The following is a 21,624-nucleotide window of genomic DNA, read 5'->3' as shown; positions in this document are numbered from 1 at the left end:
TCGCGTCGCCTCGCGTCGCCTCGCGTCGCCTCGCGTCGCCTCGCGTCGCCTCGCGTCGCCTCGCGTCGCCTCGCGTCGCCTCGCGTCGCCTCGCGTCGCCTCGCGTCGCCTCGCGTCGCCTCGCGTCGCGTCGCCTCGCGTCGCGTCGCCTCACGTCGCGTCGCCTCACGTCGCGCCTCGTCCCGTTTCGCGTCGAGCCAGCAACTTCATGGATGTTGCTGCCTCGACCGCGAGCTGAGCCAGCAACATCCATGAAGTTGCTGACGCGGTCGGGTGGAGGGGCGCAGTCAGGTGGGGTGGGTGCAGTCAGGTGGGGCGGTGTGGTCAGGTGGAGCGGGTGCGGTTAGGCGGGAGGGGGCGCGGTTAGGTCGGGCTCGTGGATCTTGGTACGGAACGGCCCCCATGGGGGCCGTTCCGTACCAAGATCCACGGCTAGGTCCAGGAGGTCGACCAGCGATGTTGGATCGCGCCGTGGACGAGCAACGCAGTCAGGTCGGACGCGGCTTCAACGGTGCAGGCACTGGCGCGACCAGGCGGCCAGGTACGACATCCTCGGTACCCACGCCTTGCTCGACTCGTCGAACTTCGATCGGCCTACCCGCCGTCCCTGACCAACAAGATCCGTGAGACAGAACCTAGGCGAGGCGGGTGGGTGGAGGGGGGAGGGGGCGCGGTTAGGTGAGGCGGGTGGGTGGAGGGGGTTGATGCGGGGCGGGTGTGGTGATGGTGGGTGGGGGGTCAGGAGGCGGTGGGGGTGAGGGTGGGGGTGGTGTCTTCGTGGGTGGTCTCGGTGGTGGCGTCGGCGCGGCGGTGGCGTAGCTCGATCGGTAGTACCGCCAGGGCCACCAGGGCGCCGACCGCGCCGGTCACGGCGAAGCCCCACAGTGGTGCCGAGGCGTCGATCACCGCGCCGGCCAGCGGGGCGCCGACGGCGATGCCGACGGTGACCGCGGAGCCGTGCAGGCCCATCGCCTCGCCCCGGACGCTCGCCGGAGCGAGTTGGCTGACCGTGTCGGAGGTGGCCGCGATGGTCGGTGCGCAGAGCGCCCCGGCGGGGATCAGCGCCAGGCAGAGCAGCCACCAGTGGGATCCGCCGAGCCCGACCGGGATGGTGCACAGGCTCAACGCGCCCATCAACGCGACCGGGGTGACCGAGCGGCGGACCGCGCCGTAGGCGAAGCCGCCGACCAGCGACGCGACCGCCCACACCGAGAGCACCGCGCCGGTGAAGGCGGCGTCGCCGTTCTCCCGCAGTACGGCGATGACCGCCACGTCGGTGCCGCCGAGCACCAGGGTGGCTGCGGCGCTCACCGCGAACACGGCGACCATGCGGGAGGTGAGCCACTGCCGGCGGGCGATCCTGGGCTGCGGTCCGGTCGCCTCGCTGGCGCTGCGTACCGGCGGATTGAGCAGCCAGAGCACCGCCCCGGCGACGACGATTCCGGCCCCGACCAGGTAGAGCGTGAGGCGGGCCGAGATGGTGGTGACGCCGACCGTGGCGAGGGCGGGACCGATCATGAACGACAGCTCGACCGACATCGAGTCCAGCGCGTACGCCGGCCGCCGCTTCTCCGGCGGCACCAGCGCGGCGACGGACTGCCGGATCACCGAGAAGATCGGCAGGGCCAGCAGGCCGGCGAGGAACGCGGCCGGCAACAGCAGGGCGTACGACAGCACCGGCGCGGTGGACCAGAAGATCGCCTCGGCCACGGTGGTGAGGACCAGAACGGGACGCAGTCCACGGCGGTCCACCAGCCGGCCGAGCAGCGGACCGCCGACCGCCGCGCCGACGGTGATCGCCGCGCCGACCAGTCCGGCCGCGCCGTAGCCGCGCCCGAGGTCCTGCACGACGTAGAAGGTCAGCGTGACCCCGGTCGCCGTCAACGGAACCCGTGCCAGCACTGCCACCAGCAGCAACGACCGCAGACCGGGTAGGGCGAGCGCCTCCCGGTAAGGCTTCATGTTCAATTCGGTCCGTACCTCCGCCGGACATCCTCGACCGGGGGTACGACGACCGCCAACGAATTACCGAATCATGCGGTCCTGATCACAGGTGCGCCGTGCGTGGTGATCCCGGCACCGTCGAACGCCCGCAGCGCGACGTCGAGGGTGTCCGGTGCGACGGCCGCGGTCAGGTCGAGCAGCACGGTGGTGGCGAAACCCTCCTCAGCGGCGTCCAGGGCGGTGGCCCGTACGCAGTGGTCGGTGGCGATGCCGACCACGTCGACCCGGTCGACGTGGTGCCGGCGCAACCAGTCGGCCAGACCCTCGCCGTCCTGGGCGTGCCCCTCGAATCCGGAGTACGCGGCGGCGTATTCGCCCTTGTGGAAGATGGCCGCCACCCGATCGGTGGCCAACTCCGGGTGGAACTCCGAGCCCGGGGTGCCGACCACGCAGTGCTCGGGCCAGGTGCTCACGAAGTCCGGTGGATTGCCGAAGTGGATGCCCGGATCGATGTGGTAGTCCTTCGTCGCCACCACGTGATCCCAGCGATCCGGCTCGCTGGCCAGCAACCGGGAGATCCCGGCGGCCACCCCGGCGCCGCCCGCGACGGCCAGCGAACCGCCCTCACAGAAGTCCTTCTGCACGTCCACGATGATCAGCGCGCTGGGCACCGACTAGCTCCTCTCACTGGGCGGGTACCACGGTGACCGGGATGGCCGGGTCGCCGGTGGAGAGCTTCAGGCCCTCCCACGGGATGGAGATCAGGCACTGCCGCAGGTGCTCGCGCGACTCTTCCAACGTCGGCAGCGTCACCTCGTCCCCTGCGCTCAGGTACGACCGTTGCAGCAGGCGGTCGTTCGGGTGCCGGTCCGGTACCCCCTGCGGGACGATGACCTCCTCGGTGGCGGTGCCGGTCGGCTTGTGCCGGCGGACGGCGACCTTGCGACCGCCGATGGTGGCCTTCTGCTCGGACCGCTTGACCACCGGGCGCCCCTCGACCTCGACCAGCTTGTAGACCAGCCCGGCGGTCGGCGCTCCCGAGCCGGTGACCACGGAGGTGCCGGCGCCGTACATGTCGACCGGCTCGGCGGCCAGCGCCGCGATGGCGTACTCGTCGAGGTCACCGGAGACGATGATCTTTGTCTCGGTGGCGCCGAGGGAGTCCAGCAACTGCCGGGACTGCTGGGCGATCACCGCCAGGTCACCGGAGTCGATCCGGACCGCCCGCAGCTCCGGCCCGGCCACCTCGATCGCGTTGCGGATGCCCTGGCTGATGTCGTACGTGTCGACCAGCAGCGTGGTCTCCTTGCCCAGCGTGGCGACCTGCGAGGCGAACGCCGCCCGCTCGTCGTCGTGCAGCAGGGTGAACGCGTGCGCGGCGGTGCCGGCGGTCGGAATGCCGTAGCGCTGACCCGCCGCCAGGTTGGAGGTGAACCGGAACCCGGCCAGGTACGCCGAGCGGGCCGCCGCGACCGCGGCCTCCTCGTGTGCCCGCCGAGACCCCATCTCGATCAGCGCTCGGCCCCGGGCGGCGGTCACCATCCGGGCTGCGGCGGCGGCCACCGCGCAGTCGTAGTTGAGCACCGACAGCACCAACGTCTCCAGCACCACGCACTCGGCGAAGGTGCCGGTGACGGTCAGGATGGGCGATCCGGGGAAGAACAACTCTCCCTCGGCGTACCCGTCGACGTCGCCGGTGAACCGGTAGTCGGCCAGCCAGGCGGCGGCCGGCTCGTCGACCACGCCGGTACGCCGCAGGAAGTCGATGTCGTCCGGGTCGAAGCGGAACTCGCGGATCAGGTCGATCAGCCGCGCGGTGCCGGCGACCACGCCGTAGCGGCGCCCGGCGGGCAGCCGGCGGCTGAAGACCTCGAACACGCAGTTTCGGTGCGCGGTGCCGTCCCGCAGGGCGGCACTGATCATGGTCAGCTCGTAGTGGTCGGTCAGCAGTGCGGGACGAAGGGTGTGCACGCCTTCAGCCTAAGGTTCAGTTCGCCGCCGTGCCGTTGTGGCCCGGCATCGCCCGCAGCGCCGCCTTGAGCTCCGCCCGACCGTTCAGCCCGAGCTTGCTGTAGACCCGTTGCAGGTGGTTCTCCACGGTGCGAGCGGAGAGGAAGAGTTGCTCGGCGATGGCCCGACTGGTTTCGCCGTCCGCCGCCAGCCGGGCCACCTGCCACTCCCGGTCGGTGAGCGTCGGCGTGGCCGCCCGCAGGGCCGGGGTCTGCACCATGTCGCAGCACCCGAGCAGGACGGCGAGCCGTTCGCTGGCCCCGCTGACCTCCGGCGAGCGGCGCTGCCGCAGCAGGTGTACGGCACCCGCGGCGGCCTCCGCGGCCAGCAGCGTCAGCCCCAGATCCATGAAGTTGTCGGCGACCGAGAGCAGTTGCTCGGGCGAGCCGTCGGCGACCGCCCGGGCGTGCCGGGCCAGCAGCGGGGGAAGCTCCCCGTCGACCTGCTCGGACAGCTCCGCCAGCCGCTGCGCGACGGTGCGGCGGCTGTCGTCGGAGCAGGTCGGGCCGGTCGCCGCGGTGGCCTCACCGAGGCGTACCAGGTCGTGCAGGGCCAGGGTCTCGTGCCCGGCGAAACCGTCGGTACGCAACCGGCCGACCAACTGGTGCAGGTGTGCCACGGCACCGGACAGGTCGCCGCCGGCGGCGAGGGCCGCCGCCCGGGCCTGCTCCAGCCACGGATACAGCACCGCCATGCTCGGTGCGTGGATGCGGTCGGCCTCGGCCATCGCCTCGGCCGCCTGCCGGGCATCGCCGCGCAGCGCGGCGGCCTGCGCCCGCTCGGCTTGGGCCAGGCCGGCGTAGACCCGGCTGGTCGCCAGGATCGCGCAGCCGCCGAGCGCGGCCTGCAGGGCGGCGTCGCTGCGCCCGCGCAGCCGTGCCGCGTACGACCGCAGGATCGCCAGGTAACCGCTGCCGAGCCGGAAGTCACCCGCGTCGGCCAGGTCGGCGAACTCGTCCGCCACCAGCCGGTCGATGCCGGCCAGGTCGCCGGAGAGCGCCAGTCGGGTGCCCCGGGCCAGCTCCACGGCCAGTTGCAGGTACGGCATCTCCGCCCGCCAGCTGGCGGCCTTCGCCTGCACCAGATCCACCGCGGTGGCGCTGCGGCACAACTGACCCTGCACGGCCTGGAGGTGGGCGATGGTGCACCGGGCCAGCTCGCGCGCGGCGACGCTGGCCGCCGGCCGGTCCAGCACGCCCTGCGCGAGGCGCAGTGCGGCCGGTGCGTCCAACCGGTGCAGGCGCATGATCGCCTCGAAGGCGCGGATCCGGGCCTGGGCGGCCGAGTCGGCCAACCGGGTACCTTGCTCGGCGATCTTCTCCACCGTGGACTCCTGACTGAGTCCCCAGTAACTGACCATGCCCCGGACGGTCAGCCACCGGCTGAGGCGTTCCTCGTCGCCGGTGTCCGGGGCGACCGCGTCGAGCACGCCGAGCGCCTCGGCCGGCCGGTCGGCGAACATCAGGATGGTGGCCAGCAGTTCGGCTGCGGCGAATCCGCCGTCGGCATCGAGCGCCGCCCGGGCCAGCCGGGTCGCCAACGGTACGTCGTAGCGCGCGAACGCCTGCGCGGCGGCGGAGGCCAGCAACGACGGGTCCTGCGCGGTGCCGGAGTCCAGCCGCCACACCGCCACCCGGAGCAGATCCTCCCGGCGCCGCGTGCCGACCCCCTCCAGCAGTTCGGCCAGGTGCGCCTGCAACCGGCGGGTCCGGCTGACCGGGCACTGCCGGCGTACCACCTCGCCGTAGAGCGGGTGGGCCAGGCGGACGTCGAGCCGCCGGTCGGAGTTGACCATCGTGATCAGGCCGCGCTCCTCGGCGGTCTCCACATCGGTCTGGTCCACCGCCTTGTTGAGCAGCCGCAGACCCAGTGGTTCACCGAACGCGACCAGCTCGACCACCGCGCGTACGCCGGGGCTGAGCTGGCCGATCCGGATGTCGATCAGATCGGTCAGGCTGGGCGCCAACTCCAGACGGCCGGTCCAGGTCCAGATGCCGTACCGCTTGGTGAGTTCCTCGCTGCCCTGGGCGGCGTGCACCAGCTCACGCAACAGCAGTGGGTTGCCGGCGCTGAGCCGACCCAGCCGGTCCGCCGAGCCGCCGTCGACCGGACCACCGAGGATGACGGCGAGCAGCCCGGCGGTCTCGGTCGGCGCCAGCGGACTCAGCTCGGCAAGGTCGACAAGCCCGTCGGTCCACAGTGCGCGGATCGGCAGCGGGATCTGCTCACCGTCGCGCAGGGTGCCCACCACGCAGGCGTTCTCGGAGCGGGCCAGCAGGTGCACCAGGGCGGCCGACGGTGGGTCCAACAGGTGCGCGTCGTCGACGGCGAGCACGATCCGCCGGCCGGCGGCCTGCTGCTGCAACACGTCGACGGCCCACCGCAGGATCCCGGCGGGCGACAGGCCCTGCGGCTGCTCGACGGGCAGGACCTGCACCAGGCCACCGAAGGGCATCGCCGCGGTGGTGGCGCTGGCCGCGATCCACCAGACCGCGTACTTCTCGGCGGGCAGGGCATCCACCGCCTCCCGCAGCAGGCGACTCTTCCCGATGCCCGCGCTGCCGGTGAAGAAGATGCCCCGCCCTTGGGCACCGGTCACCGCGACTTGCAGGCGGTCGAGTTCCATCGTGCGGCCCACGAACCTCCACCGACTCATTTGCGCAGCATATCGATGGAAGCCGGACCCGGCCGGTAGCCCGAGCGGGCCAAGTTGAGTAGTCAGAGAGTTACCGCTGAGTACTTGAATTGTCCCGTTCCCGACGCTGGCGCCCGTACTCTTCCGGCATCCGGGTGTCGTCACCGGATGTTCACCGCGACCGGCTGTGCCGGCCGCCTTGCCTCGGAGGCCACCGCCTGATGAAGCCGGGCCCTCTCCACCACCTGGGTACGCCCGACGACGCGGCCGGGTCGGCTGATGCCGGTCCCTTTCCGGAGCGGCTCGGCGTCACCGCCACCAGCCCGCACGAGCCGCTCGCGGTGATCGCTGCCGGTCCGGCGGGCGCCGGGCGGGCCGATGTGCTCGCCGCGCTGTTGGGCCTCGACGCCGGCATGCTCTCCGCGCCGGCCGGCAGTTGGCTGGTGGTACGCCACGCGGCCGTGCCCGCCCGGGCCGCCTTCGTGCCCGGCTACCGGCAGTCGCACTCGTACCGCCCGGACCTGCCGGCCGTGGGGCCGGCGCTGGCCAGACCGCCGCGCCGGGTCGAGCTGAGCCTGCCCGAGCCGTTGCTCAAGCGTCTCGCCCTGGTCGACACGCCGGACACCGGGGCGCTGGGGCTGGCCGGCAACAGGATCCTGCTGGACGCGGTCGGCCGGGCCGGCGCCCTGCTCTTCGTGATCGCGGCGGATCAATCGTTCAGCGCCGCCGAACTGAACCTGCTCGCCGAGGTCGCGGGAACCCGGGTCCGGGTCCTCTTCGCGGTCACGCCGGGCACCGGTGGGTGGGCGGCGGCGCCCGAGGGCACGGTGGTCGGGCAGCGTTCGGGGGAGCCCGGCAGCCCGACGGTCGATCCGGTCGCGGTCACCGTCGAGGCGTGCCGGGCCGCGTTGCTCGCCGCCGTGCCCGGACTGGCCGACGCCCGCTGGTTCCCGATTCTCGACGGCGACGCGGCCGACCTGAAACGGGCGCTGGTCGCCTGGGCCTCCGACGAGGGGCTGTGCCGGGCCAGCGGCGAGCCGCCGGAGTTGCCCGGCGAGAACGGCCGGGTGCCGGTGCTGGCCGAGCCGGGCGACTGGTCCGAACAGCTCGACCGGCAGACGCGTTCGATCGCCCGGCGGATCCGCCAGTATCTGGCGCTGGAGCTGGCCAAGATGCATCTGCGCCTGGTGCAGGAGATCCTCTTCGGTGCCGGCTGCGCCGGCCTGCCCCAACTGCTCGACCGCGAGATGGAGGCGTTGTCGCTGCTGGCCACCAGGCAGTGCGACCACGCCGCGCGGGTACTCGTGGACGACACCGCCGGCCGCCTCTTCGGCGCGCCGTTGGCGGCCGGTGTCCGCCGCCGCATCTACCAGGCCGTCCGCTGGAGCATGCCGGAGTTGACCACCGGGCCGGAGCTGGAGCGGGTGCTGCTGATCACCAGCACCGCGGGCGTGGCGGGACTGAGCGGTGCCGCCGCGATCGACGCGCTGTCCGCGTATCCGGTGCCGGCCCGTAGCGAGGTGCTTCCGCCGGTGGCGGTGGCGCTGTCCGGCGGCTGCTGGCAGCACTGGCGTACGCCGGGCAACAACGACCCGAACGCGGCCCGGGCCTGGGCCCAACGCGCGGTGCGGGAGGTCGAACTGGAACTGTCCCGAGAGGTGGCCCGCCGCTTCGAGGTGATCCGCATCTCGCTCGGCACGGTGCTTTCCGATGCTGCCGAACACGGCATCCTGCTCGCCTGACGGCCCCGCGGTGCACCCTGTCGACGGCGCCGGTGGGGCGCCCACGGGCGGTGCGGGAACCGGGTCCGGCGTTCCGGTTCCTCGGTTCCGCCGATCCGGTGGCACGATGGGGGGCATGGCGGCTCCGCAGGTTGCACCGGTCGAGACTCCGGACACCGATGAGGTGCCGGCTCCCGACCGGCCGTGGGTGACGATCGTGTGGGACGACCCGGTCAACCTGATGACCTACGTGACCTGGGTGTTCCAGAAGCTTTTCGGCTACAGCCGGGAGAAGGCCGAGCAGCTCATGCTGGACGTGCACCACAAGGGCAAGGCCGTGGTCTCCAGCGGTGCTCGGGAGCGCATGGAGCACGACGCTTCGCAGCTGCACGCGTACGGGCTCTGGGCGACGGTGGACCGCTCGTGAGCATGTTCCGCCGCCGGGGTGACCGGTACGTCGCCACGTTCGCCGTCGACGAGGTGCGTGTGCTGCGCAAGGTCGCCTCCGAGGTGGTCGGCCTGCTCACCGACGGCTTCGACCACTCCGACCCGGTGGTGTGCCGGCTCTTCCCCGAGGTCTACCCGGAGGACGCGGCGGGGACCGCGGAGTTCCGTCGGTACACCGAGGGTGACCTGAAGACCGCGAAGATCGACCAGGCCGGGGCGATCCTGGCCGCGCTGCCCGGCGACGGCGGCGGAGAGGTACGCCTGGACGCGGAGGCGGCCGAGGCGTGGCTGCGGGCCCTCAACGACGCCCGGCTGGCGATGGGCGTCCGCTTGGAGATCAAGGACGGCACGGACCTGGGCGCCGAGCTGGACGACGCGGTGGCCGACGATCCCTCCTCCAGCCGGGTGTTCCAGCTTTCGGTCTACGCCTATCTGGGCTATCTCCAGGAGTCCCTGCTCAACTCCTTGATCGAGTGACTGTGACCGGCGCCGCCTCGCGGTCGGCCGGCGACGGGCGCTAGGCTTGGCGGCGTGCTGAGCATCGACCGGTCGATCGTTGACGCGATCGTGGCCCACGCCCGTCGGGACCACCCCGACGAGGCCTGTGGTGTGGTCGCCGGCCCGGTCGGCAGCGACCAGCCGACCCGGCACATCCCGATGGACAACGCCGCCCGCTCGATGACCTTCTACGAGTTCGACTCGATGGAGCAGTTGCGGGTCTGGCGGGAGATGGACGATCGGGACGAGGAGCCCATCGTCATCTACCACTCGCACACCGCCACGGAGGCATACCCGTCGCGGACGGATGTCTCCTTCGCCGGTGAACCGGGCGCGCACTACCTGCTCGTCTCCACCCGCGAGCCGGACACGGAGGAGATCCGCTCCTTCCGGATCGTGGACGGGGTGGTGACCGAGGAGCCGGTGCGGATCCTCGACGCCGGGGTGGATCCGCACGCCGTGCAGTCCTACATGTTCGGGCAGAGCCCGGCGACGGTCGACTACGAGTGTTCGGGTCGCTGACCTTCTCAGCCCCACGCACCCGTTCCGTCACCGAGCACACCTGATCTAGGAGTTAGGACATCATGGCCATCGAGGTTCGCATCCCCACCATCCTGCGCAGCTACACCGGCGGCGCGAAGGTCGTCGAGGGCAGCGGCGACACGCTGAACGACCTGCTCACCGACCTTGACTCCCGGCACGCCGGGCTGCGGGGGCGGCTGGTCACCGAGGCCGGCGCGCTGCACCGCTTCGTCAACGTCTACGTCAACGACGAGGACGTCCGCTTCCTCGGCGCGCTGGACGCCAAGCTCTCCGACGGTGACAGCGTCACCATCCTGCCCGCGGTGGCCGGCGGCGCGTTCGGCTTCGCCGCCGCTGCGGCGATCGCGCAGCACAACACCGCGGCCGGGCGCCGGACGCCCGTCACCGTCGGCTGAGGCGAGCGCGATGGCGCGGTACGACAGCCTGCTGGACGCCTGCGGTGGCACGCCCCTGGTGGGGCTGCCCCGACTGTCGCCGACGGTGCCCGAAGGGGCACCGCCGGTGCGGCTGTGGGCCAAGCTTGAGGACCGTAACCCGACCGGCAGCGTCAAGGACCGGGCGGCCATGTTCATGGTCCGCGCCGCCGAGGCGGCCGGCCGGCTCCGGCCGGGCGACACGATCCTGGAGCCGACCAGCGGCAACACCGGCATCTCGTTGGCCATGGTGGCGAAGCTGCGCGGCTACCGGCTGGTCTGCGTGATGCCGGAGAACGTCTCGGCCGAGCGGGTGCAGCTGCTCCGGATGTACGGCGCGGAGATCATCTTCTCGCCGGCGGCGGGCGGTTCGAACCAGGCGGTCGCCACCGCCAAGCAGATCGCCGCCGAGCATCCGGACTGGGTGATGCTCTTCCAGTACGGCAACGAGGCCAACGCCCGGGCGCACTACGAGACGACCGGTCCGGAGCTGCTGCACGACCTGCCGACGATCACCCACTTCGTCGCGGGACTGGGCACCACCGGCACCCTGATGGGGACCGGGCGCTACCTGCGGGAGAAGGTCGAGGGCATCCAGATCGTCGCGGCCGAGCCGCGGTACGGCGAGCTGGTCTACGGGCTGCGCAACATCGACGAGGGGTACGTCCCAGAGCTCTACGACGCCACGGTGCTCAACCGGCGGTTCTCCGTGGGCACCCGGGACGCCGTGCTGCGGACCCGGCAGCTGGTGGAGGTCGAGGGACTGTTCGTCGGCTTCTCCACCGGGGCGGTCCTGCACGCGGCGCTGGCCGTGGCCCACGAGGCGGTTCGCGACGGCCGCCGTGCCGACGTGGCGTTCGTGGTCAGTGACGGGGGCTGGAAGTACCTCAGCACCGGGGCGTACGGCGGCACCCTCGCTGACGCGGAGGATGCCCTGGAGGGCCAGCTCTGGGCCTGACCTGCGATCTGAGTGACGAATTCGAGGGCCACCGGCACGCCGCCGGTGGCCCTCGTCGCGTCGGTCGAGACTGACTGGCCACTCAGCCAAAGTCGGCTCGATCGGACGGCCGGGGTGGGTGTCACGTTGGTGACAACTTCCAGCAGATGATTCTTGCCCTCGCGCGGGCGGGCGTAGGCTGCGCAGCGTGGCGTACGCGTCGGTAGTGATCATCGCCGGAGCGGTGGCCAGCGAGATCACCACCTACCGTGACAGCGAGACAACTCGATGCGACTGACCGTCCTGGGCTGTGCGGGCAGCTTCCCCGGACCCGAGTCCCCCTGTTCGGCCTATCTGATCGAGGCCGAGGACTTCCGGCTCCTGGTCGACTTCGGCCCGGGCTCGCTGTCCACCCTCCAGCGCTACGCCGGGCTGCACGCCCCCGACGCCATCCTCCTGACCCACCTGCACTGCGACCACATCCTCGACGCCGCCTCGTACGTGGTGGTGCGTCGGTACGCCCCGGACGGCCCGTACCCGCCGTTGCCGGTCTACGCCCCGGCCGGCGCCCCGGAGCGGCTCGCCACCGCGTACGGGCAGGAGGACAGCTCGGTCGAGGACGTCTACCAGTTCTACGCGCTGCAACCCGGCACCTTCCCGATCGGCCCGTTCACCGTCACCGTCGACCGGGTGTTGCACCCGGTGGAGACGTACGGCGTCCGGCTGGAACACGGCGGCCGGGTGCTCTGCTACTCCGGCGACACCGCCCCCTGCGAGGCGTTGCTGCGGCTGGCCCAGAACGCCGACGCCTTCCTCTGCGAGGCCAGCTACCTCGACGGCGTGGACAACCCGCCGGATCTGCACCTGACCGGCCGTGAGGCGGGCGAGGCGGCAGCCAAGGCGGGCGTCGGCCGGTTGCTGCTGACCCACCTGGTGGCCGCCTGGGGCAGCGAGGCACACACCGTCGCCTCCGCCTCCGCCGCGTACGCCGGCCCGCTGGAAGTGGTCCGCCCCGGCGCCAGCTACGACATCTGACCCACGCGGGCCCGGGCGGGCAGGCACCGGGGGACGGGTGGATCACGGCACCACATAGGGTGCAGGCATGGCGCGACCTGACGGGCGGCAGCCCGACCAACTTCGTCCGGTGACCTTGACCCGTGGCTGGAGTACCCATCCCGAGGGCTCGGTACTGGTGGAGTTCGGCGCGACCCGGGTGCTGTGCACGGCGAGCGTCACCGAGGGGGTGCCCCGCTGGCGTCGTGGTTCCGGGCTGGGTTGGGTCACCGCCGAGTACGCGATGCTGCCCCGGGCCACCAACACCCGCTCGGACCGGGAGAGCGTCAAGGGCCGGGTCGGTGGGCGTACCCACGAGATCTCCCGGTTGATCGGTCGCAGCCTGCGCGCGGCCATCGACCTCAAGGCGCTCGGCGAGAACTCGATCGTGCTGGACTGCGACGTGCTCCAGGCCGACGGCGGCACCCGGACCGCGGCGATCACCGGGGCGTACGTGGCCCTGCACGACGCGGTGAGCTGGCTCGCCGCGCGCAAGGCGCTGGCCGGTAAGCCGGAGAACGTGATGCACCGGTCGGTGGCCGCGATCAGCGTCGGCGTCATCGGCGGCGAACCGCGTCTGGACCTGTGCTACGACGAGGACGTGGCCGCCGAGGTCGACATGAACGTGGTCTGCACCGGCACCGGCGACTTCGTCGAGGTGCAGGGCACCGGCGAGGCCGGCGTGTTTCCCCGTGAGCAGCTGGACGCCCTGCTCGACCTGGCCGTCGTCGGCTGTCTGGACCTGGCCGAAGCCCAGCGGAAGGCTCTCTCCCAGGCGTGAGGCGCGAGGCGTGAGGCGCGAGGAGTGAGCTTGCGAGCCCCGCAGTCCCGAACGAAAGGTAGTTCAGTATGAACAAGGTGCTGCTCGCCACCCGGAACCGCAAGAAGCTGATCGAGTTGCAGCGCATCCTGGACGGGGCGCTCGGTGCGCACCGGATCGCCCTGATCGGGTTGGACGACGTCGAGGCGTACCCGGAGCTGCCGGAGACCGGGCTGACCTTCGGTGAGAACGCGCTGATCAAGGCGCGGGAGGGCTGTCGGCGCACCGGGCTGCCGACGATCGCCGACGACTCGGGGCTGGCGGTGGACGCGCTCAACGGGATGCCGGGGGTGTTCAGCGCCCGGTGGGCCGGCCGGCACGGCGACGACCAGGCCAACCTGCAACTGGTGCTGGACCAGGTCGCCGACGTACCGGACGAGCACCGGGGCGCCTCCTTCGTGTGCACCGTGGCGCTGGTGCTGCCCGGTGGCAAGGAGCACCTGGTCGACGGTCGGCAGGCGGGCCGGCTGTTGCGGGCGCCGCGCGGCGACGGTGGCTTCGGCTACGACCCGATCTTCCTCGGCGACGGCCAGGAGCGCACCAACGCCGAGTTGACCCCGCAGGAGAAGGACGCGGTGAGCCACCGCGGCAAGGCCCTCCGCGAGTTGGCCGTCCTCGTCGCCAAGGTGCTCTGACCCGCCGGATCTTGGTACGAATGCGCCCTTCCAGGGGCGCTTTCGTACCAAGGTCCGCGTGGCATCGCCTAGTGGAGTGGGCCGGTGTGGCGTTCGATGGTGGTGCGGAGATCGGGGGCGGAGACGACTGTGCGGGCGGCCTCCATGAGGGGGGCTAGGAAGACGTCGGGGCCGGGAGGGCCGGCGATCTCGCCGAGCGCGGCGACGGCCGCCCGGCCAGCCGGCGACGGGGTCAGCGGGGCGCGCAGTTGGAGTCCGCGGACGGCGGCGAGCAGCTCCACCGCGAGCAGGCTGGTCAGGTTGTCCAGCACGGTACGCAGCTTCTTGGCCGCCGCCCAGCCCATCGAGACGTGGTCCTCCTGCATGCCGCTGGTGGGCAGCGAGTCCACCGAGGCGGGCGCGGCCAGCCGGCGGTTCTCCGCGACGATGCCGGCCGCCGTGTACTGGGCGATCATCAGCCCGGAGTTCACCCCGGCGTCGGGGGAGAGGAAGGCCGGCAGGTTGCGGGAGCGGGTCACGTCGAGCAGCCGGTCCACCCGTCGCTCGGAGATCGCGCCGACCTCGGCGGCGGCGATGGCCAGGAAGTCGGCGGCGAAGCCGAGCGGGGCGCCGTGGAAGTTCCCGGTCGACTCGACCCGGCCGTCCGGCAACACCACCGGGTTGTCCACCACCGACAGCAGTTCCCGTCCTGCCACGGTACGCACGAAGTCCAGGGTGTCCCGGGCCGCGCCGGCCACCTGCGGGGCGCACCGCATCGAGTAGGCGTCCTGCACCGCGTGGGCCACGTCGTCGCGGTGCGAGTCCATCACCGCCGAGTCCTGCAACAGCCGATGAATGTTGGCCGCCGAGACGCCCTGCCCGGGGTGCGGGCGGATGGCGTGCAGCTCCGGCAGGAACGGCCGCTCCGAGCCGAGCATCGCCTCGATGGCCAGCGCGGCGGTCACGTCCGCCATGGTGAACAGGTGCGCCGCGTCGTGGCTGGCCAGCAGCAGCATGCCGAGCATGCCGTCGGTGCCGTTGATCAGCGCCAGCCCCTCCTTGGCGGCCAACTCGATCGGGGCGAGGCCGGCCCGGCGCAGCGCGTCGGCGGCCGACCGGCGCTCGCCGTCGGGGCCGAGCACCCAGCCCTCGCCGAGCAGTACCAGCGCGCAGTGCGCCAGTGGCGCCAGGTCGCCCGAGGCGCCCAGCGAACCGTGCTCCGGCACCCACGGGGTGACGTCGTGGTTGAGCAGGTCCACCAGGGCCGAGGCGACCAGTGGGCGGACGCCGGAGTGGCCCAACGCCAGCGAGCGGACCCGCAGCAGCATCATCGCGCGGACCACCTCGCGGGGCATCGGTGCGCCGACCCCGGCGGCGTGCGAGCGGATCAGCGCGTGCTGCAACTCGGCCCGGCGTTCGGGGGCCACGAAGGTGTTCGCCAGGGCCCCGAAGCCCGTCGAGACGCCGTACACCGGGCGGCCGTCGGCCTCGATGCCGTCCACGATGGACCGGCTGGCGACCATGGCGGCCACGGTGGCCGGGTCGAGGACGACCTTGGCGTTGCCACGGGCCACGGCGAGCACGTCGGCGGGAGAGATCCCGGTGGGCTGGATGGTCACGGTCATTGCGGTACTCCGTTGTGCAGGACCTGGCGGATCAGGGGCACCCCCGGCCGGTAGGCCAGGTGCAGGTGGGACGGGGCGTCGAGGACGATCAGGTCGGCGCGGGCACCGGGCCGCAGCACCCCGATGTCGTCGCGGCGCAGCGCCTGTGCGCCACCGGCGGTCGCGGCCCAGACCGCCTCCGCCGGGGTCATCCGCATCTCGCGTACGGCCAGCGCGATGCAGAACGGCATCGACGAGGTGTACGACGAGCCGGGGTTGCAGTCGGTCGCCAGGGCCACGGTGACGCCGGCGTCGAGCAGCCGGCGGGCGTCGGGATAGGGCGACCGGGTGGAGAACTCGGCACCGGGCAGCAGCGTCGCCACCGTCGTGGTGTGCCCGCCGTCGGGGCACATGCAGTCGAACCGGGTCGACGCCAGCGCGTCGATGTCGGCGTCGGTCAGGTGGGTGCAGTGGTCCACGCTGGCCGCGCCCAGCTCCACCCCGAGCCGTACACCCGGGCCCGGGCCGAGCTGGTTGGCGTGCACCCGCACGCCGAGCCCCAGCGCCTGCCCGCAGGCGAGGATCGCCCGGGCGTGGTCGGCGTCGAAGGCGCCCCGCTCACAGAACACGTCGACCCAGCGGGCGTACGGCGCGGCGGCGGTCAGCATCGGCCCGCAGACCAGCCCGACGTACTCGTCGGGGCGGTCGGCGTACTCGGCGGGCACCACGTGCGCGCCGAGGAAGGTGGTCTCCTCGCTGACCTCGGCGGCGATCCGCAGCGAGCGGGCCTCGTCGGCGACGGTGAGGCCGTACCCACTCTTGATCTCGATCGTGGTGGTGCCCTGCCGCAACGCCTCGGCGTGCAGCCGGCGCACGGTGGTGCGCAGCTCCCCGTCGGAGGCGGCGCGGGTGGCGCCGACGGTGGTCCGGATGCCGCCGCCGGTGTACGGCTGCCCGGCCATCCGGGCGGCGAACTCCGTGGCCCGGTCCCCGGCGAAGACCAGGTGGGCGTGGCTGTCCACGAACCCGGGCAGAACGGCGCCGCCACCGGCGTCGACCCGCCGGTCGGCGGCCGGCGCGTCGGCCGCCGGCCCGATCCAGGCGACCTCACCCTGCTCGACGAGGACCGCGGCGCGTCGCCGGATGCCCAGCGGCCCGCCCTCGCCCGTGCCGGCCACATTGGTGACCAGCTCACCGATGTTGTCGACCAGCAGGCTAGACAACGGTCACCTCCGCGATCGACGTGGCAAGTTCCTGCGGTACGTCGACGGTCAGGTGGTGGCCGTCGCGGACCAGCACCCGGCCGTCCACCACCACCTGGGCGACGTCGGCGGCGCCGGCCGCGAACCAGACGCCCGCCGGGCTCACCCCGGCCGTGCGTACGCTGTCCAGCCGTACCGTGACCAGGTCGGCGCGGTCACCGACCGCGATCCGCCCGGCGTCGGTCCAGCCCAGCGCGGCGTGTCCGGCCGCGCTCGCCGCCGTCAGCAGCTCCACCGGGGCGAAGTGGCCCCGCTTGCGGGTGCGCAGCCGTTCGTCCAACTCGACGGCGCGGGCCTCCTCGAACGGGTCGATCACGGCGTGGCTGTCGCTGCCCAGGCTGAGCGGGATGCCGGCGTCGGCCATCCGGCGGGCCGGGCCGATGCCGTCGGCGAGATCCCGTTCGGTGGTCGGGCAGAGGCAGACCCCGGTCCGGGTCTCCCCGAGCAGGTTCACGTCGCCGCTGGTCGGGTGGGTGGCGTGCACCGCAGTGGTGGACCGGCCGAGCACCCCGTGGTCGGACAGTAGGCCGGTCGGGGTGCGGCCGTGCGCCGCCCGGCAGGCATCGTTCTCGGCCGGCTGCTCCGACAGGTGTACGTGCAGCGGCGCGTCCCGCCGGTGCGCCCAGCCGGCCACCGTGGCGAGCTGTTCGGCGGGCACCGCGCGTACCGAGTGGATCGCCGCACCGAGCCGGGCGTGCTCGCCGTCGGGAGTGAACGCGTCGACCCGCTCGGCCCAGCGCGACGCGTCACCGTCGCCGAAGCGCAGCTGCGACCCGGTCAGCGGTTTCCCGTCCACGCTCGCGGTCAGATAGCAGGTGTCCAGCAGGGTCAGCCGGATGCCGGCGTGCGCCGCCGCCTCGACCAGCGCCGCGCTCATCGCGTTCGGGTCGTCGTACGGGGTGCCGCCGGCCCCGTGGTGCAGGTAGTGGAACTCGCCCACGCAGGTGATCCCGGCCAGCGCCATCTCGGCGTAGACCGCCCGCGCCAGTGCCAGGTAGGAGTCCGGGTCCAGCCGGGCGGTCACCGCGTACATCTGGTCCCGCCAGCTCCAGAAGTCACCGCGCCCACCGTGGGTGCGCCCGCGCAGCGCCCGGTGGAAGGCGTGCGAATGGGCGTTGGCCAGGCCGGGCAGGGTCAGCCCCGGCAGCCGTACCGCGTCGGCCAGCACGTCGACCCCGGCGTCCGGCGGGCCACCCGGCGACAGCGGGGTGACGCCGGTGATCCGGCCGTTGACCGTCTCGATCAGCACGTCCGGGGTCGGCTCGGCCTGCTCGGGCAGCCACGCGTACTCGGCGAGCCAGCGGGTCGAGGTCATCGGGCCTGCCTCCTGTCGAGCTGAACCGTCTGCGCCATCAGTCGACCACGGCCGGGCCGGTCAGCTCCGTCAGGACGCGGGCCAGGGCGGTCACCCCGGCGGCACAGTCGGCGTCGGTGGCCGATTCGGCGGGGGAGTGCGAGACGCCGGTGGGGTTGCGGACGAAGAGCATCGCGGTCGGCACGTGTGCCGCCAGTACCCCGGCGTCGTGACCGGCACCGGTGGGCAGCACCGGGGCGTCCAGCAGCGTCGCCAGCCGGTCGGCCAGGCCGCCGTCGAAGGCCACCAGCGGGGTCACCGACTCCTCGGTCAACGCGATCTCGGTGCCGTCCCGGCGGGCCCGCTCGGCGGCCTTGGCCCGGACCGCCTCGACCAGGCCGGTCAGCGTCTCCGGTTCGGCGGCGCGGGCGTCCAGCCAGCCGGTCACCCGCGACGGGATGGCGTTCGTCGCGTTCGGCTCGACGGCCACCCGGCCGACGGTGGCGTGGGCGTCGCGCAGCCGGGCCTCCTTGTTGGCGGCGAGCACCGTGAACGCGTACGTGAGCATCGGGTCGCGGCGGTCGGCCATCCGGGTCGTACCGGCGTGGTTTGCCTCGCCGGTGAAGTCGAAGCGCCAGCGGCCGTGCGGCCAGATCGCGGTCGCGACCCCGACCGGCGCGGCCTGCTCGATGAGGGCGCGACCCTGCTCGACGTGCAGCTCCACGAAGGCGGCGAAGCGGCCGAGCAGCGCCGGACCGGGGCCCGCCGGCCGGGCGCCGAGCGCCTCGGCGAAGCTCACCCCGGCCGCGTCGCGCAGCGCACCCGCCCGCTCGGCGTCGATCTGCCCGGTGAGCAGCCGAGAACCCAGGCAGGGTACGCCGAACCGGGCCCCCTCCTCCTCGACGAACGCGGCGACGACAAGCGGCCGGGTCGGGGTGACGCCGGCCGCGCGCAGTTCGTCCACGGCCAGCCAGGCGCTGACGATGCCGAGTGGTCCGTCGTACGCCCCGCCGTGCGGCACCGAGTCGAAGTGGCTGCCGGTCAGCACCGCGTCGCTGGCGTCCGGGTCACCCCACCAGGCGAAGAGGTTGCCGTTGCCGTCCTCGGCGACCGGCATGCCCCGCTCGTCGGCCTGCGCGCGGAACCATTCGCGCAGGCGCAACTCCGGCTCGGTGAGGGCGTAGCGCAGGTAGCCGTCGCTGCGCTCGTCGCGGCCGATCGGCGCGATCTCGTCCCACAGCGTGCGGAACCTGTTAAGAAGGGGCCCTTCCTCTACCGTATGCGTTAACAAGGGGCCCTTCCTTCGGTCATGGGAACGCGGACGCCGCTGTGCGCGGCTACCGCGCTCGCCGCGTCGTAGCCGGCGTCGACGTGCCGGATCACTCCCATCGCCGGGTCGTTGGTGAGCACCCGCTCGATCTTCTGCCCGGCCAGTGCGCTGCCGTCGGCCACGCAGACCTGGCCGGCGTGGATGGACCGGCCGATGCCCACGCCGCCGCCATGGTGGATGGAGACCCAGGATGCCCCACTCGCCGTGTTGACCAGGGCGTTGAGCAGCGGCCAGTCGGCGATCGCGTCGGAGCCGTCGGCCATCGCCTCGGTCTCCCGGTACGGGCTGGCGACGCTGCCGCAGTCCAGGTGGTCCCGACCGATCACCACGGGCGCGCTGAGCTCACCCGAGGCGACCATCTCGTTGAACCGCACCCCGGCCCGGTCCCGTTCGCCGTAGCCGAGCCAGCAGATCCGGGCCGGTAGGCCCTGGAAGGCGACCCGTTCGCCGGCCATCCGGATCCACCGGGCCAGCTGCTCGTTCTCCGGGAACAGGTCGAGGATGGCCCGGTCGGTGGCGGCGATGTCGGCCGGGTCGCCGGAGAGCGCCGCCCACCGGAACGGGCCCTTACCCTCGCAGAACAGCGGCCGGATGTACGCCGGCACGAAACCGGGGAAGTCGAACGCCCGCTCGTACCCGCCCAGGCGGGCCTCGCCCCGGATCGAGTTGCCGTAGTCGAAGACCTCGGCACCCGCGTCGAGGAAGCCCACCATCGCCTCGACGTGCCGGGCCATCGACTCCCGGGCCCGGTCGGTGAACTCGGCCGGCTTGGCCGCCGCGTAGTCCCGGGCGTCGCCGACCTCCACCCCGACGGGTAGGTACGACAGCGGGTCGTGGGCGCTGGTCTGGTCGGTGACCACGTCGATCGGTACGCCCCGGCGCAGCAACTCGGGGAAGATCGTGGCGGCGTTGCCCACCACGCCCACGCTGAGCGCCCGACGGTCCCGCTTGGCGGCGAGGACCCGCTCGACCGCGTCGTCCAGGTCGTCGGCGACCTCGTCCAGGTAGCGGTCGTGCACCCGGCGCTCCAGCCGGGTCCGGTCCACGTCCACGATCAGGCAGGCACCGCCGTTCATGGTGACCGCGAGCGGCTGGGCCCCGCCCATCCCGCCGCAGCCACCGGTCAGCGTCAGGGTGCCGGCCAGGGTGCCGCCGAACCGCTTGGCGGCCACCGCCGCGAACGTTTCGTAGGTGCCCTGGAGGATGCCCTGGGTGCCGATGTAGATCCACGAGCCGGCGGTCATCTGGCCGTACATGGTCAGGCCGAGCTGTTCCAACCGGCGGAACTCCGGCCAGGTGGCCCAGTCGCCGACCAGGTTCGAGTTGGCCAGCAGGACCCGGGGCGCCCACTCGTGGGTGCGCATCACCCCGACCGGGCGGCCCGACTGCACCAGCATCGTCTCGTCGTCACGCAGGTCGGTGAGCGTCCGCACCAGGGCGTGGTACGACGGCCAGTCCCGCGCGGCCTTCCCGGTGCCGCCGTAGACGACCAGGTCGTCGGGGCGTTCGGCGACCTCCGGGTCGAGGTTGTTCATCAGCATCCGCAGGGCGGCCTCCTGCGGCCAGCCACGGGCGGTGCGCTCGGGACCGCGCGCGGCGCGAATCGGCCCGGTGCGGTGGGCGGCTTGGGTCATGGTGCGTCTCCTCCTAACCGAGGAACAACTGGCGACGGGCGGCGGAGGCTTCGAACGCCTCCAGCCGCCGCTGGGTCTCGGCCGGGGCGGCGTCGCAGATCGCCTGGAGCAGCACCATGGCCAGGGTCATCGGAGCGGTGTGCAGGTCGAACACGAGTTGGGCGCCGACCGCGGCGGGCAGCACCACGTCGGCGAGTTCGGACGCCGGACTGACCGGCGAGTCGGTGATCGCGACCACGGTGAGGCCGGCGTCCCGGGCCGCGCGCAGCGCGTCCAGGGTTTCCCGGGGATAGCGGGGCAGGACGAAGGCCAGCAGTGCGCTCGCCCCGGCCTCGGCGGCCTGTTCGAGGCGGTCGGTGAGCAGGCTGCCGCCGTCGTCGAGCACCCGCACGTCCGGGTGCACCTTCGCGGCGAAGTACGCGAAGTACGCGGCCAACGGCGCGGCGGCGCGCAGGCCGAGCACCGGCAGTGGTCGGCTGGCGGCCAGCAGTCGCCCGGTGCCGGCCAGCCGTTCGCGGTCGGCGAGCTGCTCGGCCAGCCGGTCCAGGTTGCCGATCTCGGCGCGTACCGCCTGTTGGAGTTCGTTGCCGGCGGTGGCCGGGCCGGGCGCGGCGGCGGTCAGTTCCCGCAGCCGGCGACGCAGCGCGGGGTAGCCGTCGAGGCCCAGCGCGACGGCGAAGCGGGTGACCGACGGCTGGCTGACCCCGGCCAGCTCGGCGACCTCGGCGGCGGAGAGGTAACCGACGGCGGGCGCGTGCTGCACCAGGCAGTGCGCGATGCGTCGCTGGGTCGGGGTGAGCCGAACCCCGTCGAACAGGCCGACGACCCGTTCGGTCGGCGCCATGGCAACCCCGTCATTCATCCT

The 21,624-nt window shown here is 72.8% G+C and carries 19 protein-coding genes; 9 read left to right on the top strand and 10 right to left on the bottom strand.

Annotation, left to right across the window (positions count from 1 at the left end):
• Window positions 1-738 precede the first annotated feature (738 nt).
• The 4 genes from E0H26_RS27615 to E0H26_RS27600 all read right to left on the bottom strand — a co-directional run bounded on the left by E0H26_RS27615 (window position 739) and on the right by E0H26_RS27600 (window position 6,610).
• A complete protein-coding gene (locus tag E0H26_RS27615) occupies window positions 739-1,962 on the bottom strand; it encodes an MFS transporter (RefSeq protein WP_131309145.1) in 1,224 nt (407 codons plus the stop codon).
• Between the two features lie 71 nt (window positions 1,963-2,033).
• On the bottom strand, window positions 2,034-2,615 hold the full coding sequence (locus tag E0H26_RS27610; RefSeq protein WP_131309142.1) for an isochorismatase family protein: 582 nt from the start codon (window positions 2,613-2,615) through the stop codon (window positions 2,034-2,036).
• A gap of 13 nt (window positions 2,616-2,628) precedes the next feature.
• A complete protein-coding gene (locus E0H26_RS27605; RefSeq protein WP_131309139.1) occupies window positions 2,629-3,915 on the bottom strand; it encodes a nicotinate phosphoribosyltransferase in 1,287 nt (428 codons plus the stop codon).
• A 16-nt stretch (window positions 3,916-3,931) separates the two neighbouring features.
• Window positions 3,932-6,610 (bottom strand): LuxR C-terminal-related transcriptional regulator, encoded by a 2,679-nt coding sequence (locus E0H26_RS27600; RefSeq protein WP_165522005.1) that lies wholly within the window; start codon window positions 6,608-6,610, stop codon window positions 3,932-3,934.
• 200 nt (window positions 6,611-6,810) lie between these two features.
• On the opposite strand from E0H26_RS27600, the gene E0H26_RS27595 reads away from it, so the two are divergent.
• The 9 genes from E0H26_RS27595 to rdgB all read left to right on the top strand — a co-directional run bounded on the left by E0H26_RS27595 (window position 6,811) and on the right by rdgB (window position 13,656).
• Window positions 6,811-8,331 (top strand): P-loop NTPase family protein, encoded by a 1,521-nt coding sequence (locus E0H26_RS27595; RefSeq protein ID WP_131309136.1) that lies wholly within the window; start codon window positions 6,811-6,813, stop codon window positions 8,329-8,331.
• Between the two features lie 115 nt (window positions 8,332-8,446).
• Entirely contained in the window at window positions 8,447-8,737 is a 291-nt protein-coding gene (gene clpS, locus E0H26_RS27590; RefSeq protein ID WP_111215002.1) for an ATP-dependent Clp protease adapter ClpS, read from the top strand.
• A gap of 2 nt (window positions 8,738-8,739) precedes the next feature.
• On the top strand, window positions 8,740-9,234 hold the full coding sequence (locus E0H26_RS27585; protein WP_206025404.1) for a DUF2017 domain-containing protein: 495 nt from the start codon (window positions 8,740-8,742) through the stop codon (window positions 9,232-9,234).
• Between the two features lie 54 nt (window positions 9,235-9,288).
• Window positions 9,289-9,777: a M67 family metallopeptidase gene (locus tag E0H26_RS27580; protein WP_131309131.1), complete on the top strand. Its 489-nt coding sequence runs from the start codon at window positions 9,289-9,291 to the stop codon at window positions 9,775-9,777.
• A 62-nt stretch (window positions 9,778-9,839) separates the two neighbouring features.
• A complete protein-coding gene (locus E0H26_RS27575) occupies window positions 9,840-10,193 on the top strand; it encodes a MoaD family protein (protein WP_131309128.1) in 354 nt (117 codons plus the stop codon).
• A 10-nt stretch (window positions 10,194-10,203) separates the two neighbouring features.
• The gene (locus E0H26_RS27570; RefSeq protein WP_131309125.1) at window positions 10,204-11,169 is read left to right on the top strand and encodes a PLP-dependent cysteine synthase family protein; all 966 of its coding nucleotides are present in this window, start codon (window positions 10,204-10,206) and stop codon (window positions 11,167-11,169) included.
• 267 nt (window positions 11,170-11,436) lie between these two features.
• The gene (locus E0H26_RS27565; RefSeq protein ID WP_131309122.1) at window positions 11,437-12,183 is read left to right on the top strand and encodes an MBL fold metallo-hydrolase; all 747 of its coding nucleotides are present in this window, start codon (window positions 11,437-11,439) and stop codon (window positions 12,181-12,183) included.
• A 67-nt stretch (window positions 12,184-12,250) separates the two neighbouring features.
• Window positions 12,251-12,982, top strand: coding sequence for a ribonuclease PH (gene rph / locus E0H26_RS27560; RefSeq protein WP_131309119.1), 732 nt, complete (start codon window positions 12,251-12,253; stop codon window positions 12,980-12,982).
• 68 nt (window positions 12,983-13,050) lie between these two features.
• Window positions 13,051-13,656: an RdgB/HAM1 family non-canonical purine NTP pyrophosphatase gene (gene rdgB, locus E0H26_RS27555; RefSeq protein ID WP_131309116.1), complete on the top strand. Its 606-nt coding sequence runs from the start codon at window positions 13,051-13,053 to the stop codon at window positions 13,654-13,656.
• Window positions 13,657-13,724: 68 nt separating this feature from the next.
• Here rdgB and hutH read toward each other — a convergent pair whose 3' ends face one another.
• The 6 genes from hutH to E0H26_RS27525 are packed head-to-tail and all read right to left on the bottom strand — an operon-like array spanning window position 13,725 to window position 21,621.
• Window positions 13,725-15,260, bottom strand: a complete 1,536-nt coding sequence (hutH, locus tag E0H26_RS27550) for a histidine ammonia-lyase (protein ID WP_131309113.1) — start codon at window positions 15,258-15,260, stop codon at window positions 13,725-13,727.
• Window positions 15,257-16,462 carry an imidazolonepropionase gene (hutI, locus tag E0H26_RS27545; RefSeq protein WP_131309110.1) on the bottom strand — a complete coding sequence of 402 codons (1,206 nt, stop codon included), beginning with the start codon at window positions 16,460-16,462 and terminating at the stop codon, window positions 15,257-15,259. The genes hutH and hutI overlap by 4 nt, the downstream gene beginning before the upstream one ends.
• The gene (locus E0H26_RS27540) at window positions 16,455-17,816 is read right to left on the bottom strand and encodes a formimidoylglutamate deiminase (RefSeq protein WP_131309107.1); all 1,362 of its coding nucleotides are present in this window, start codon (window positions 17,814-17,816) and stop codon (window positions 16,455-16,457) included. Before E0H26_RS27540 ends, hutI begins: the two co-directional genes overlap by 8 nt.
• A 37-nt stretch (window positions 17,817-17,853) precedes the next feature.
• Window positions 17,854-19,086 (bottom strand): allantoate amidohydrolase, encoded by a 1,233-nt coding sequence (locus tag E0H26_RS27535; RefSeq protein ID WP_131309104.1) that lies wholly within the window; start codon window positions 19,084-19,086, stop codon window positions 17,854-17,856.
• Entirely contained in the window at window positions 19,080-20,759 is a 1,680-nt protein-coding gene (gene hutU, locus E0H26_RS27530; protein WP_131309101.1) for a urocanate hydratase, read from the bottom strand. Before hutU ends, E0H26_RS27535 begins: the two co-directional genes overlap by 7 nt.
• Before the next feature lie 13 nt (window positions 20,760-20,772).
• A complete protein-coding gene (locus tag E0H26_RS27525) occupies window positions 20,773-21,621 on the bottom strand; it encodes a MurR/RpiR family transcriptional regulator (protein ID WP_131309098.1) in 849 nt (282 codons plus the stop codon).
• Between the last annotated feature and the right edge of the window lie 3 nt (window positions 21,622-21,624).

The organism is Micromonospora zingiberis, assembly GCF_004331455.1.
Taxonomy (GTDB): domain Bacteria; phylum Actinomycetota; class Actinomycetes; order Mycobacteriales; family Micromonosporaceae; genus Micromonospora; species Micromonospora zingiberis.
The sequence above is the reverse complement of the archived record's forward strand: the minus strand, read 5'-3'. Positions and strand labels throughout refer to the sequence as shown.